Source organism: Virgibacillus sp. CM-4, from assembly GCF_000445495.1.
Lineage (GTDB): Bacteria > Bacillota > Bacilli > Bacillales > Amphibacillaceae > Virgibacillus > Virgibacillus salexigens.
Genome location: NZ_AUQA01000006.1, coordinates 903610 through 917865, shown reverse-complemented (window position 1 = coordinate 917865; position 14256 = coordinate 903610). Strand labels below are relative to the sequence as shown.

Annotated in this window: 17 protein-coding genes; 8 read left to right on the top strand and 9 right to left on the bottom strand. The window is 37.1% G+C overall.

All coding sequences use genetic code 11. The features are described 5' to 3' along the window. Window positions 1-13: 13 nt before the first annotated feature. From M948_RS37945 to M948_RS37925, 5 genes are all read left to right on the top strand, one after another. The gene (locus M948_RS37945; RefSeq protein ID WP_021291772.1) at window positions 14-1429 is read left to right on the top strand and encodes a membrane protein; all 1416 of its coding nucleotides are present in this window, start codon (window positions 14-16) and stop codon (window positions 1427-1429) included. A 236-nt stretch (window positions 1430-1665) separates the two neighbouring features. Then, window positions 1666-3396, top strand: a complete 1731-nt coding sequence (locus M948_RS37940) for a carbon starvation CstA family protein (protein ID WP_021291771.1) — start codon at window positions 1666-1668, stop codon at window positions 3394-3396. 47 nt (window positions 3397-3443) lie between these two features. Beyond that, window positions 3444-3701, top strand: coding sequence for a cory-CC-star protein (locus M948_RS37935; protein WP_021291770.1), 258 nt, complete (start codon window positions 3444-3446; stop codon window positions 3699-3701). Window positions 3702-3723: 22 nt separating this feature from the next. Next, window positions 3724-4653 (top strand): ArsA family ATPase, encoded by a 930-nt coding sequence (locus M948_RS37930; RefSeq protein ID WP_021291769.1) that lies wholly within the window; start codon window positions 3724-3726, stop codon window positions 4651-4653. Window positions 4654-4679: 26 nt separating this feature from the next. Further along, window positions 4680-5660 (top strand): zinc-binding dehydrogenase, encoded by a 981-nt coding sequence (locus tag M948_RS37925; protein WP_021291768.1) that lies wholly within the window; start codon window positions 4680-4682, stop codon window positions 5658-5660. 35 nt (window positions 5661-5695) lie between these two features. Here the strand turns inward: M948_RS37925 and M948_RS37920 are convergent, their stop codons facing one another. The 8 genes from M948_RS37920 to M948_RS37890 form a co-directional block, all read right to left on the bottom strand. After that, window positions 5696-6940 carry a dicarboxylate/amino acid:cation symporter gene (locus M948_RS37920; protein WP_021291767.1) on the bottom strand — a complete coding sequence of 415 codons (1245 nt, stop codon included), beginning with the start codon at window positions 6938-6940 and terminating at the stop codon, window positions 5696-5698. 119 nt (window positions 6941-7059) lie between these two features. Next, a complete protein-coding gene (locus tag M948_RS37915) occupies window positions 7060-7917 on the bottom strand; it encodes a DUF421 domain-containing protein (protein WP_021291766.1) in 858 nt (285 codons plus the stop codon). Between the two features lie 27 nt (window positions 7918-7944). After that, the gene (locus tag M948_RS37910; RefSeq protein WP_021291765.1) at window positions 7945-8145 is read right to left on the bottom strand and encodes a DUF1657 domain-containing protein; all 201 of its coding nucleotides are present in this window, start codon (window positions 8143-8145) and stop codon (window positions 7945-7947) included. Window positions 8146-8156: 11 nt separating this feature from the next. Next, window positions 8157-8507, bottom strand: a complete 351-nt coding sequence (spoVAE, locus tag M948_RS37905) for a stage V sporulation protein AE (RefSeq protein WP_031335622.1) — start codon at window positions 8505-8507, stop codon at window positions 8157-8159. Further along, window positions 8507-9520: a stage V sporulation protein AD gene (spoVAD, locus tag M948_RS37900; RefSeq protein ID WP_021291763.1), complete on the bottom strand. Its 1014-nt coding sequence runs from the start codon at window positions 9518-9520 to the stop codon at window positions 8507-8509. The genes spoVAE and spoVAD overlap by 1 nt, the downstream gene beginning before the upstream one ends. Continuing rightward, window positions 9520-9999 carry a stage V sporulation protein AC gene (gene spoVAC, locus M948_RS37895; RefSeq protein ID WP_021291762.1) on the bottom strand — a complete coding sequence of 160 codons (480 nt, stop codon included), beginning with the start codon at window positions 9997-9999 and terminating at the stop codon, window positions 9520-9522. The genes spoVAD and spoVAC overlap by 1 nt, the downstream gene beginning before the upstream one ends. 19 nt (window positions 10000-10018) lie before the next feature. Continuing rightward, a complete protein-coding gene (locus tag M948_RS0122085) occupies window positions 10019-10486 on the bottom strand; it encodes a hypothetical protein (protein WP_021291761.1) in 468 nt (155 codons plus the stop codon). Between the two features lie 74 nt (window positions 10487-10560). Next, window positions 10561-10767 carry a DUF1657 domain-containing protein gene (locus tag M948_RS37890; RefSeq protein WP_021291760.1) on the bottom strand — a complete coding sequence of 69 codons (207 nt, stop codon included), beginning with the start codon at window positions 10765-10767 and terminating at the stop codon, window positions 10561-10563. A gap of 172 nt (window positions 10768-10939) precedes the next feature. Here M948_RS37890 and M948_RS37885 point away from each other — a divergent pair, with 172 nt between their 5' ends. Next, window positions 10940-11386 carry a hypothetical protein gene (locus tag M948_RS37885; RefSeq protein ID WP_021291759.1) on the top strand — a complete coding sequence of 149 codons (447 nt, stop codon included), beginning with the start codon at window positions 10940-10942 and terminating at the stop codon, window positions 11384-11386. Window positions 11387-11423: 37 nt separating this feature from the next. Here M948_RS37885 and nfsA read toward each other — a convergent pair whose 3' ends face one another. Continuing rightward, a complete protein-coding gene (gene nfsA / locus M948_RS37880) occupies window positions 11424-12176 on the bottom strand; it encodes an oxygen-insensitive NADPH nitroreductase (RefSeq protein ID WP_021291758.1) in 753 nt (250 codons plus the stop codon). A gap of 218 nt (window positions 12177-12394) precedes the next feature. Between nfsA and M948_RS37875 the strand changes: the two genes are divergently transcribed. Both M948_RS37875 and M948_RS37870 read left to right on the top strand, forming a co-directional pair. Next, window positions 12395-12805, top strand: a complete 411-nt coding sequence (locus tag M948_RS37875) for a YwpF family protein (RefSeq protein ID WP_021291757.1) — start codon at window positions 12395-12397, stop codon at window positions 12803-12805. Window positions 12806-12876: 71 nt separating this feature from the next. Next, complete coding sequence (locus M948_RS37870; protein WP_021291756.1) at window positions 12877-14241, top strand: TrkH family potassium uptake protein; 1365 nt, start codon at window positions 12877-12879, stop codon at window positions 14239-14241. The last annotated feature ends 15 nt before the right edge of the window (window positions 14242-14256 follow it).

Genomic DNA, 14256 nt, shown 5'->3' with positions numbered 1-14256 from the left:
GGAAGCGATAGATGTGGAGCTTTCGATTTCCCATATATTATATGGTCTATTTACGCTTGCTATTATTATCACTATGATTCTGCGAAAAGGTATTGTATTACCAACGTTACTCGGTACGTTCATTATCGCCTGGGTTTATAAAGGAAGTATTATAGATGGTTTTACAGCTATTTTCAAAGCGAATCTAGTGGCAGCCCAAGAATTGTTTAGTATCTTTTTAATTATTACTTTCATGTTGGCACTATTACATTCGTTAAGGGATTTAGGAGCAGATAAACGTATGATCCAACCGATCCAAAAAATGATGATTAATGGGCATGTATCTTTTTTTGTCCTTGTTGGGATTACTTACTTAATTTCTTTGTTTTTTTGGCCAACACCAGCGGTTCCATTAATTTGTGCTTTACTTGTTCCTGCGGCTATCCAATCCGGTCTCCCTGCGATAACTGCGGCAGTCGCTATAGCTATTGCGGGCCAAGGCATGGCTCTATCCTCTGATTATATCGTTCAGGTAGCTCCTAATCTCTCTGCTACTTCGGCCGGTGTGGATACGGCACAAGTTGCAGATAAGTCTTTAATCCTTTCCCTTATAACGGGTTTTATTGCTTTAGGCATTGCTTATGTAATGTATCGTAAAATGATTCGAAAAAAAGGGGACCCTCGCAATCAACAAGAACTTGAAAACATGCAATTAACACAGGATTCCTCCCAACGAGATTACAGGCTACAGTTTTGGAGTAGACTTTTTGCAATATTAGTTCCTTTAGCGTTAGCAAGTGTCGTAATCTACATGGTATATGAAAAATTGCTATCTGGCAGAATGACTGGTTTGGAAGGTGGAGATGGTGCTGCTTTTGTAGGTGGGGTAGCCGTTATCCTTCTTTTGTTATCAACGATCGCTTTTCGTAAACAACATGCACTAGATTACATTACTACACACATTACGGATGGTTTTGTATTTGCTTTTAAAGCAATGGGCCCAGTAATTCCTATTGCAGGATTTTTCTTTTTAGGAAGTTCCGATTTTTCTGCTGACATTATAGGAGTTAAGGAAAATCCGCCAGCATTTTTATTTGACCTTGTTCAATCAACACAATCGATATTACCGCAAAGTGCCTTATTAGCAGCACTAAGTATTTTAATTATAGGTATTATTACTGGATTAGATGGTTCTGGTTTTTCGGGGTTGCCTTTAACAGGGGCATTAGCTGCTTCCTTACAAAACAGTTCCATTGATGTTACAACGCTTGCTGCTATAGGCCAAATGGGTTCTATCTGGACTGGAGGGGGAACATTGGTGGCATGGTCCTCTTTAATTGCAATTGCAGGTTTTTGTGGCGTGTCCGTGATGGAACTTGTTCGTAAGAATTTTATACCAGTGATGGTTGGGTTAATAGTGGCTACCATTGTCGCGGTATTTATTTTATAAAGTTCAGTCGTATCCGTTTTGAGTGTTCCTTTTAATGAGTGTAAAGCGCTGTTTCCTTTCTGAATAAAGCATGAAATAGGGATTACCTCCATTTTTCATAGAGATAATCCCTTTTTCATGGTTCTGAATTTGTGATTTAATACTAAAAAAGTACTAAAATGAAGCGTTTACACATAGCGTTAAACAAGGACGTCCATATTTTGGACTGGTTTAATTCTATTTGGGGGAGGGATACTATGCCCGGAATTTTGGTTGCCTTCATAGGGATGTTGGTTTTCGCTTTAGGTTATCGTTATTATTCTCGTTTTGTAGCAGAAAAAATTTTTCGATTAGACCCTAATTACGTTACACCAGCGCACCGTTATAAGGATGGAATTGATTTTGTTCCTACAAATAAATTCGTGTTATGGGGGCATCATTTTACTTCAGTTGCAGGGGCTGCACCGATTCTTGGACCAGCTATTGCGGTTTATTGGGGGTGGTTGCCAGCATTTTTATGGGTGATTTTGGGAACCGTATTTGCTGCAGGAGTTCATGATTTCGGTACGCTTGTTTTATCTGTTCGAAACAAAGGTCAGTCAGTTGGTACATTAGCGCACCGATTAGTCGGTCAACGAGCAAAGATTTTGTTTTTATTTATTATTTTAATTCTTGTGCTCATGGTAAATGCAGTATTTGCATGGGTCATTTCCAATTTGTTTATTTCTTATCCAGCCAGTGTGTTACCAGTGTTCATTCAAATACCACTTGCTATTTGGATAGGATATGCAGTTTACAAACGAAATAAGAAAATGCTTCTACCTTCTATATTAGCATTAGCTATCATGTACTTAACTGCAGTAGTAGCTAGCAAAGTCGATTTCTTACAAATCGATCTTGTGCAGTATATGGGTGGAGAAGGTGGAAGTGGATTATTTGGACTAGGAGCAGTATCGACTGCATTTTTAATTTGGATCGTCATTTTAATGGTCTATGTGTATATTGCATCTACATTGCCGGTTTGGAAATTGTTACAGCCAAGGGATTTTATTAATTCGCATCAGCTTGTAGTTGGTCTGGGAATCCTGTATTTAGGCCTGTTATTCACTAACCCTGAAATGACAGCACCGATAACAAATGAAAATCCGGATACTCCTTGGTTACCATTATTATTTATCACTATTGCTTGTGGAGCTATTTCCGGTTTTCATGGCCTTGTATCCTCAGGAACGTCATCTAAACAACTAAATAAAGAAACGGATGCTAGGTTTGTAGGATATGCTGGTGCGGTTGGGGAAGGGGTTCTTGCATTAGTATCCATTATTGCGGTTGCTACGTTCTTTACTAGTACGGATGAGTTTATGGCAACTTATGCTAGTTTTTCTGATGCGAATGCGGTTGGCCTTGGAACATTTGTAGAAGGAGCTGCAGGTCTAGCTGGCGGATTAGCCATCCCACCAGATATAGCAGTTACGATCGTATCTATTATTGTAGTTAGTTTTGCAGCAACCACGTTAGATACGTCTGTTAGATTGATGCGTTATATTATCGCGGAGTTAGGTATTGAATATCGTCTTCCTGCCTTAACGAAGACACATGTCGCTACAACCATAGCCGTCGTATCGAGTGCAGCTTTAGTATTACTCCCTGAAGGACCAAAAGGCTTTGGCTCAGGTGGATATCAGTTATGGCCATTATTCGGAACAGCCAATCAATTGCTAGCGGTTATCAGTTTAATGCTGATTGCGGTTTGGTTAAAACGATTAGGTAGGAATTATGCAGTGGTAATTATTCCAATGGTATTTGTTATGTTCATGACGCTGTACGCAATGATTCAACAAGTTTTATTTGAATGGTCATGGATGGGAAGTGCACCAAATACGTTGTTATTTATCTTTGGCGCAATTATTTTGATCTTCGCTTTATGGATTATTATTACTGCTTTCTCTGTTTTAACTAAAAAGGAGGAGAATTCGCTCGAAATTTAAAAGGGATCACTACGATCCCTTTTCTTTTTTCAAGGAGGAGAATATACATGCTTGATCAGATGAAGAAGATCCTTCAGTTGTATGAAGAGATGTTGGAAATACCGCATCGTCAGGAAATTGCACGTGAATTAAGAAATGAGGACGATGTGTTTTTATTATTATTATACTCAGAAATGGTCGGTATTCCTAACCCAGTTTTTTATTATACATTAGAACTGTATCCATTTATGTTAGAGAAATTCCACGATTGGCATTTACGTATGGGAATGGAAAAATCACCCTTATCAGGTATTCGATGCTGTTAATATGACATGAAAGGAGATTTGTATGAACGATCTAACAAAGAAAATCCTATTTGTTGGCGGGAAAGGGGGAGTAGGTAAATCTACTACCGCAGCGGCCATTGCATGGAATGCCGCAAAAGCTGGTAGAAAAACATTACTTGTTTCTACTGACCCCGCACATAATATAGGAGATATATTCGATCAAAAGATAGGCGGCAATATTAAACATGTCAATCTACAATTATATGCAATTGAGATTGATCCTGATCTGGAAACAACGACATATATTGACGGAGTAAAGGAAAACATAAAAAATTTTGTTCATACAGGAATGGTTGAAGAGGTGAACCGGCAGCTAGATACTGCCAAAGCATCTCCGGGAGCAGATGAAGCTGCATTATTTGATAAACTAATTTCCATTATTATACATGAAAATGTACATTTTGATCAATTAGTTATTGACACTGCTCCAACCGGACATACGGTTCGTCTTCTAACGCTCCCAGAATTGATGGGAGTATGGATGGAAGGGTTAATAAAGCGTCGCCAAAAGACCAACCAAGACTATAGTCAGTTATTAAATGATGGAAATCCTGTGGAGGATCCTATTTTTGATGTGTTAAAAGAAAGGCAAGATCGATTCGCAAAAGCAAGAGCATTGTTATTAGATCAAAGCATCACAGGATATATTTTTGTCCTAAATCCTGAACGATTATCCATCGCAGAAACGGAAAAAGCAATCCAATTACTTGAGAAGTATCATTTATATGTACAAACATTAATTATTAATAAAGTGTTACCAGAACAGATAGATGGAGAGTTTCTATTACAGCGAAGCATTTATGAGGAAAAGTATGTTGATTTAATTCATCATACATTTTCAAAACAACAAAAAATTTTTATTCCATTATATCCGCATGATATTATAGATATGAAGCAATTAGAGAAATTTGGTGCATTCCAAAGTATGTAATAGCATAGAAGGGAAGGGAGAAATAAATGAAAGCATTTGTACATGGGAACGGTATATTGGAAGTTAAAGATATGAATGAGCCTACTCCAAACGAGAATGAAGTTGTCGTTTCATTGAAAATGGCAGGGTTAAATCGTCGTGATTTAGCAATTCCTGGACGTCGTAAGGGTGCGACAGAGGATTTAATATTAGGGTCAGATGGTGCAGGGATAATTGAAAGTGTAGGGGAGAATGTAGACAATGTTCAGGTAGGTGAGGAAGTTATCATTAATCCAGCCTTGCGTTGGGAAGATAATCGTGATGCACCACCTGAGCGTTTTGACATTTTAGGAATGCCTGATCATGGTACATTTGCTGAAAAAATTTCCATTGATAAGCGGCAAGTAGAGAAAAAGCCGGAACATTTGAGTTGGGATGAAGCTGGGGTACTTGCACTATCAGGATTAACAGCGTTCCGTGCCTTATTCACGAAAGGACAAATAAAAGCAGGAGAAACGGTATTTATTCCAGGAGCAGGGAGTGGTGTATCTACTTTCCTAGTGGCGTTTGCGAAAAATATTGGTGCAAAAGTTATTGTATCGTCAAGAAGTCACGAAAAATTGGAGCAGGCGAGAACCCTAGGCGCAGATATCGGATTGCATAATGATGCAGATTGGAACGAAAGCTTGGCGGATGAAACGGTAGATCTAGTCATTGATAGTGTTGGACAAGCAACATTTAACCGTTCATTAAAACTATTAAAAAAAGGTGGTAGAATGGTTATTTTTGGGGCAACTACAGATGATATCGTGAATATCAATTTACGAGAATTTTTCTATGGTCAGTATCAGTTACTAGGTTCTACAATGGGTAGTAGACAGGAATTTGTAGCAATGCTTGATCATATTCGCCAATTTAAGGTGCATCCAGTAGTAGATACTACTTTCACATTGCAACATATTCAAGAAGCCTTTGATTATTTGCAAGTGAATCGTCAATTTGGCAAAGTTGCAATTGAACTTAACTAGGAAACTGGTTGACGGTAATCGTCAACCAGTTTTAGTTACGTCATCGCTTCAGGCTCTTCCGCCTTTTCCATCCAATCTTTTCCTTCCATTTGCCTTGTGACTAGCATACTAGAAACCGTATCACCAGTTACATTAACCATGGTAGCTGGTGGGTCAACTACGACACCGATTGCAGAAATAATCGGCAATGCTTCCATTGGTAAGCCATAGAGGGTAATTATCATCATTTCGCCCATAAATCCACCACCAGGAATACCACTCATGACGATTCCGGATAGTAAGCAAATTCCAATTGCAGTAAGAAACGTATCTATTCCTGTAAAATCTTTATTAAACACACCAAATACAAACGCGATTTTTAACATAGCAGAAAGACATGATCCATCCATATGTATTGTTGCTCCGAGTGGGAGAATTGTTTCTCGAATGTCTTTTGGAACACCGATACGTTTAGCTGCTTGTAAATTAACTGGTAAGGAAGCGATGCTGCTTCCTGTCCCTAGTGATGTTGCTGCAGGGGATAAAATGTTTTTCCAGAATCGGACAATTCCTTTTTTACCACCAGCGATAAATGCGTAAAGTGTGAATCCAATAGCAAAATACAAGATGGAAACAGGGTAGTATACAAGGACTGCTTTAGCGTAATCACCGATAAAATCTGCTCCAAATTCTCCTACTAAAGCTGCAAAGTAGGCACCTAACCCTATTGGCGCATAATACATTACCAGTTGGATTATTTTCATGAACACTTCAGCGCCACTTGATAAGAACGTAGCAAAAGGGCGCCCCTTTTCACCCGTTAATCCAGTCGCTACACCAATCAGGACAGAGAAAATAATAAGTGCTAACATGTTTTCGCGAGAGAATATATCAACAAAATCAGGAACGGTAAACGTTTCAACGAGCTGTTCAGAAAAGCTTGCTTCTTCTTGTGTTGATTCTGGCTGTGATAAAGGGATATCGACTCCGCTACCTGGCTGGAAGATGACAGTAGCAATTAACATAAATACGGATGCAATAATACCTGTGACAATAAAAACAGTAAGCATGGAACCCATAATTTTACCTAACCGTTTCATACTATCCATACTTGCAATTGCAGATGAAATCGTAAAGAAAACAAGTGGAACGACAATCATAAATAATAAATTAATAAAAAGGTCACCCAATGGTTTTATTACCGCTGCATCTTTACCCAGCAGAAGACCAACTATCGATCCAATGACAATGGAGATTAGTAAAATAATTGGAAACCGATAGGCTTTTACTTTATTTTTCATTGTATGCCTTCCTTTCTGTTTAAAATAATAATAACTATTTTATTCTACACGAAACTAGAGACCGAAAAAAGACTAATAATTAAAACAACCCAATCCAAGTTATGGTTTGGGTTGTTTTATCAGGAGAGATAAGGACGAATCAAGTCAATTGCTTGCTGGAGTTTTTTACTGTTTCTCTCATAAAGTTGTTTTGAATGTTGATTTTCTGTCGCTAAGGCAAATAATTCAAGGTCAGCCTGACATTTATTCATCGTTGCTAGTAAAAGAGGTATTTCTGAAGGAGACGGCACTGCGAGTTTATCATCATAAAGATCCAAATATAATTGACCCTGATTATCTGCTTGTGCAAGAAATACATTTTCAATACTAACATTTTGTTTATCAAGTTCCGTTTCCAACCAATTGACATTTAATGATAAGTTAGCCAATGGCTCTAATAGCATTTCTCCGTCCATGATGACAGTTTGTGGTTCTTTTTCTGGAGCTACGTTTAAACCAAGATCTTTTGCCGTTAATGGTTGATTTTCTTTCTTCGGAAGTACACTCAGTGAACCTGATGGCTCCAGAACGGCAAATTCAACATCGGAAGCTAAAAAAACATTATTGTCTCTTAATTTTTCTAATAGATCATCCGTAGAGTATCCCTCTTTCTTAAGATTGTCTTCCATGATTTTGCCATCCTGAATCAAAACAGTACTTTTCCCCTCTGTAAAATCGCGAAACCGCTTGCTTTTTAAAGAGACATACTCCACACATAATGGAACAATAAACCATATAAACATAGAGAGAAAGGCGTAAACAATGTTTGCATTAGGATCAATGGTATGAATAGCGACGATACCACCCAAAACGATTCCGGATATATATTCAAATACATTTAATTGAGAAATTTGCTTTTTTCCTAGCCATTTTGTCATGAAGAACAAGATAATTAACAAGGAAAATGAGCGCAGGACTACTACTATCCATTCCGGCATGGTTATCTTTCCTTTCTGACTTCAAGTTTATTTATATTGGGGTTCCTCTTTTGTTAATTGTATTACTTGATGCTGTAGATCATTTTTTACTTCAGATATGATTTGCTCGACTTGTTTAAACGCAGTTTGCTGTTCTTGATCGGCAGTTTTTGCAGCTAATGTTTGTAAGGTTGCCTCGATGCTTTTTATCGATGAGAAACATCCTTTAACTTGCGATCCAACGGTCATATTTCATCCTCCTAACCTTTTGGTTTGAATATGAGTGCACCAATAACACCAAAGATAATCGCAGCAGATATACCTGCACTGGTTACTTCAAACATCCCTGTTACAACACCTACTAATCCATGTGTTTCTGCTTCAGCCATTGCACCATGGACCAATGAATTCCCGAAACTTGTTATGGGAACAGTTGCTCCAGCTCCAGCAAAATCAATTAATGGTTCATACAATCCAAAGCCATCCAAGATAGCTCCAGAAACAACTAATATGGTTAGTGTTTGTCCAGGATTTAATTTCAATACATCAAGTAATAGTTGACCAATAACACATATTGCTCCGCCAACTACAAACGCCCAGAAAAATATCATCATACATCACTTCCTGACTCTATTGAAACTGCATGTGCGATACACGGAATGGGATCATTCTGTTGAATACTTAACGGAGAGTGGAGTGCACCTGTTGCTACTACTAATATGCGATGAAGGTCACCTTTCTTCATTCGATTAAGAAAATGTCCATAGGTTACCACTGCTGAACATGCCGGACCGCTTGCTCCGGCCAATACTGGTTGACCTTCCCTATAGATAGTAAGTCCACAGTCAACGTATTGGTTTTCCTGAATGGACAAGCCTCTTTTCTTTAATAAATCCAAGGATATCTCTCTTCCGATGTGGCCCAAGTCTCCTGTTATTATCAAGTCATAATAGGAGGGATCAATATTACGTTCTTTGAAATGTGTTTCAATTGTATGAACAGCTGCAGGAGCCATCGCACCACCCATATTAAAAGGGTCAGTTATCCCCATGTCAATGATTTTACCAATGGTAGCAGATGTAATCTTAGGCCCTTGCCCGTCTTGGGCTACTAAAGCACATCCAGCTCCAGTAACGGTCCATTGTGCAGTAGGAGGCTTCTGTCCCCCATATTCAGTAGGATAACGGAACTGTTTTTCAGCTGCTGCATTATGACTAGAAGTACCACTTAAAATATAATTAGCACCTTTAGCATTTATAATCATAGCTGAAAGGGCAAGGCTCTCCATTGAAGTAGCACAAGCATTAAATAAACCAAAATAAGGTATGCCAATTGTTTTTGCTGCAAAACTTGTTGGTGTTATTTGATTAATTAAATCTCCACTAATAAAAAATTGAACTTGTTCCTTCTCAATTGAGCTTTTTTTAACAGCTGTTTGACAAGCCTCTTCCATTAATGTTTGTTGTGCTTTTTCAAAGGAATCCTGTTTTAGCCACATGTCATCGTGTAATAAATCAAAATCATTAGGTATATTGCCGTTCGCTTCAAATGGCCCCCCAACCGTACCTGTAGAGATAATAACTGGCTTATTATTAAAAACCCAAGTTTGATGTCCGGTTAACATTATAATCCACCCCATTGGATGAGGATTGTTTTAATTAGAGCAACGACGAAGGCCGAAAATACACCATAAACGATAACTGGACCAGCTAATTTAAACATATTCGTACCTACACCTAAAATAAATCCTTCTGTTCGATGTTCAATGGCAGCAGAAATAACGGCGTTTCCAAAGCCAGTTACTGGAACCGCAGATCCTGCACCAGCAAACTGTCCGATTCGATCATAAAAACCAAAGCCAGTGAATAACATCGTGATAAATATTAACGTTGCTACTGTTGGATTGCCTACGGTTTGCTCAGTGAAATGAAAGAAATAGATGTAAAAGGTTGAAATGATTTGTCCAATGAAACAAATAAAACCACCTACAAAAAATGCCTTTATACAATTTTTTACAATTGGACGTTGTACCTCTCGTTGTTGTTGAAATGCTTGATACTCTTGGGCATCAGGCGGTGCATTTTTCTTCTTTTTATCTGCCATGAATGCTCCCTCTTTTCATTTAAGTTTGTTCTTTTGAAAATTCAACGAGTTTATTCAGTTTTTTCTGCAAATCTTTTTTAGGATAGACTTGCTTTTTTAAGTTTTTTTCAAGCTTATCCAACTCCATAACAATTTTCTTATCTGTCGATAGCTCAACCTTGAGATTGTCAAATTCCTCTTTCATCTCTTTCGTTAACTGTTCTCTGATTTTTGCAAGTTTAAAGCGCTCCATATGCTTAATCTCGATTGCAATAAGTATTTCTTTATCTGAATTAACTGCTTTTATTGTAGTGATTTGGTCATAATGACTTAATATATCCTTTGCTCGATTAGATGGTTCTTGACTTATGGACTGGTCAGTAGAAATCTCTGATAAATCTATGTCTTCATTTCTTTGTTTGCTCGGTGGATCTAATGCAGAATCAGTTCCACAGCCAATTAGTGTAAAAAGGAATGCACTAATCAATAACCATTTACCTAATTGCATTTTTTCACCTACTTTTGTTTAGTAAAAAGAGAGGCTGGTACCCCAGCCTCAACAACTTGCCTACCTAAAAAATTTTAAAATCCTTTATATTGAGGTTCCTCTTGTTCTAATTGTTGAACGCGTGGCTCGACACTTTGTAAGACAGCCATTGTTTGTTGTGCAGCATTCTCATAAAGCTGCTTTGCCTGTTTGTTTTCTGTTTGGAGCGCAAACTGTTCAAAGCTAGCTTGAGCGCTTTTTAGACCTGCAATGGTTTGTTTTACTTGGCTAGATACAGTCATACAGATCCTCCTTTTTGGTATATCATCATTAATTAGAATGAGGTACAACCAAATGAATTATACGATGGTTATTTTTCCTTTTATAACCAGCAATGAAAAATTTTGAAAAAAGTTGAAACATTCCTAACGTTTCTATCGTCTTACATATATAGAGCATATGAGGAGGATAGCAGTGAAAAAGAAATTTATCTTAATAATAATCGTTATCGGTGCTGTATTTATTGCTCTTATTTACGGAGGTTTTGGAAATGCAAATGCAAAGTTGGTGGAAAATAAAACAGTTACAAAGCAGGAGGGAGACTTCATTTTACATATAAGCATTGAAAATGCAGATGCCGGTGTTAAGGTTTATAGTTCCATTCAATATGTTGGAGATAATCCCGTAATAATTGAGCATCGAGCACCCTTGGTATCTATATCCCTGGATCAGCAGCAGCACAAATATACAGGAAGTCCTGTATCGAAGGAACTAAACAAAGGAAATATATACCACCCACCATATAGCAATGAATTTGACATTCAAAATAGACCGTGTGCTTCCTTGTATTTAGAAGCAAGGTTTAAAGTAGATGATGAGGAAATACGAATCCAGCATGTTGAGGAGCTTGAATTTAAATAGCCAGCAACCTTCTACATTAGAAGAATGCTGGCTTATATTACTTCTTATTCATGTTTTTCATTTTTAGGAAAGGTGTTACATCCAAACGAATGGGATTGGAAAACTTACGAGTGATTTGTGCAGTCCACGTATCTACACGTTTATTGCTTGTTCGTTTCGCATAATAAGATTTTAGGTTCTCATCAAATTCTTGAATAAGTGGAAGTTGTTTTTCAAATGGCTGATAGAAATTCTGGTGATAAACAACTTCAAGAGGTAAGCGTGGCTTTTGTTCTGGCTGATGATCAGGGTACCCAACGGCAAGGCCGAATAACGGAATAACTTTATCTGGAAGCTGAAGCAGCTCATTTACTCGATTAATATCATTACGCAAACTACCAAGAAAACAAATACCTAATCCGAGATCTTCAGCTGCAGTAGCAGCATTTTGTGCTGCTAACGCTGCATCTACGGTCGCTACGATAAATTGTTCCGATGTTTCTAGACTTTCTTGCATGGCGTTTTGTTGCTCCGAAGTACCTAATTGTTCTGATCGATGTAGATCACCACAAAAAACAAATAAATGACCGTTATCTTTAACATAGGGCTGCCCAGATACGGCAGCTAATTCTTCTTTCAACTTCTCATCTGTTATACCAATAATTGTATAGGCCATCACATAACTAGATGTCGATGCGTATTGTGCTGCTTCTATAATTGTCTCTACTTGTTCAACCGTTAATTTTTGATTTTTAAACTTTCGAATCGATCGATGGTTTAAGATTGTCTCAATCGCTTTGTAGGTCATCATTCTCCGTCCCCTCTATAGTTATAATATGCATGGTATATTAATGATAAGCTTTTCTATTTTTAAATGTCAATTTACTGAGCTTTTATTATGAGGGATATAAGATGTATCAATTATCCATGATTTTTGATACACTTACGATATAAAAACAGTAAGAACGAATCATATATAATTTCGTACATGTAAGGTACTATTTTTGAAGTGTGAAGGGAGGTTCTGCTGTGAAAACTTTTAAATTAAAAGCTTTGAATGTTATGGAAGAACAAGATGGGGAAATTATACCAAATCGAATTCCACTACTAGATGGGTTGATCATTAATCGAGAAGATGATAAAAATCAATGGACAATTGAAGCTTATATCGATCATTCTTATGCAAGTTATTTTCAAGAGCTTCGTCAACTAAAATCCGAAATTTTAGTACAAGTAAAAATCACAAAAGAAAGTAATGATATTGCAACATTCATCACTTCCATGATAAGTATTAATGATATTGGGTCAAATCTGAATGTTTTGTTTGTTGGAAACATTGTAGATAGACGCAAAGCAAATATTGAATCTATGTTGACGACATTAATTGAAGAAGGTTATCAAGGAAAAGAATTATTAAAGAAATTTAAAGAAATTACATAAAAGAAGTTGTGCTAAATTTAATTTCCGTATATCAAAATTGTAATCATCACAGCTAGCAAGGAGTAATTAATATGCAATACCAAAAGTCTATTATTCGCTGGGCCAATCGGTTATCACCTGTACAAATCTTACTGCTATTTTATTTTTTTGCAGTTCTACTTTCTACCATCATCATGTCGCTCCCTTTTGTTTATCAGGAAGGGGTAGAAATGCCATTTATTGATATTTTATTTACTGCAGTTAGTGCTTTAAGCGTTACAGGTTTAAGTTCTATTTCAATAGCAGATACATTAAGCACAACTGGAATTATTTTACTAGCTGCTATTTTACAACTTGGTGCAGTAGGGGTAATGGCAATTGGTACGTTTATTTGGCTGTTACTAGGTAAAAAAATTGGTCTTAAAGAACGAAGATTAATCATGACTGACCAAAATCAAACCACATTTGAAGGAATGGTACGGCTTATTAAGCAGATCGTTTATGTGTTGCTTACAATCGAATTTTTAGGATTTATGATATTGGGAACTTACTTTTTACAATACTTTGATACAGCGAAAGAAGCTTATCTGCACGGCTTTTTTGGTACGATTAGTGCCGTATCCAATGGTGGTTTTGATATTACTGGCAGCTCATTAATTCCATTCAAGGATGACTATTTTGTGCAATTTATAAATATGCTGCTAATTATTTTTGGAGCAATTGGATTTCCGGTGCTAATCGAAGTGAAAGAGTATATATTTGCTAAATCAGATAATCGTAAACATGTACGATTTAGTCTTTTCACAAAAGTGACGACAAGTACATTTTTATTTTTAATCATCATTGGTGCGCTCTTCATGTATTTATTGGACGTGACCCATTTTTTTGCAGATAAATCTTGGCATGAAGCATTTTTTTATTCCCTATTTCAGTCTGTTACAACGCGTAGCGGGGGATTATCAACCATGGATGTTAGCCAGTTAACAGAAGAGAATCATTTGTTTATGTCATTATTAATGTTTATTGGCGCTTCTCCTAGTAGTGCAGGAGGCGGGATTCGTACGACGACTTTTTTACTGGTTGTTATCTTTATTATTACGTATGCAAGAGGTGGAAAGAGCATTCGGCTGTTTAATCGTGAAGTATATGACGAAGATTTACTAAAGGCTGTAACTGTAACACTGATGGCGTTAATCATGGTGTTTACATCGATCATACTTATTTCGATTGCAGAACCTTTCTCGTTAACTCAGATCTTGTTTGAGGTTACTTCAGCGTTTGGTACAGTAGGGTTATCATTAGGCATTACAAGTGAATTAACAAGTTTTAGTAAAGTTATTTTAATGCTATTAATGTTTATTGGTCGAGTAGGTATAATAACCTTCTTATTTATATTTAAGAATAATAAGAAGAGTGGTAACTACCATTATCCGAAGGAGAAATTAATAATAGGATAGTTAGTTAGGAGAGAA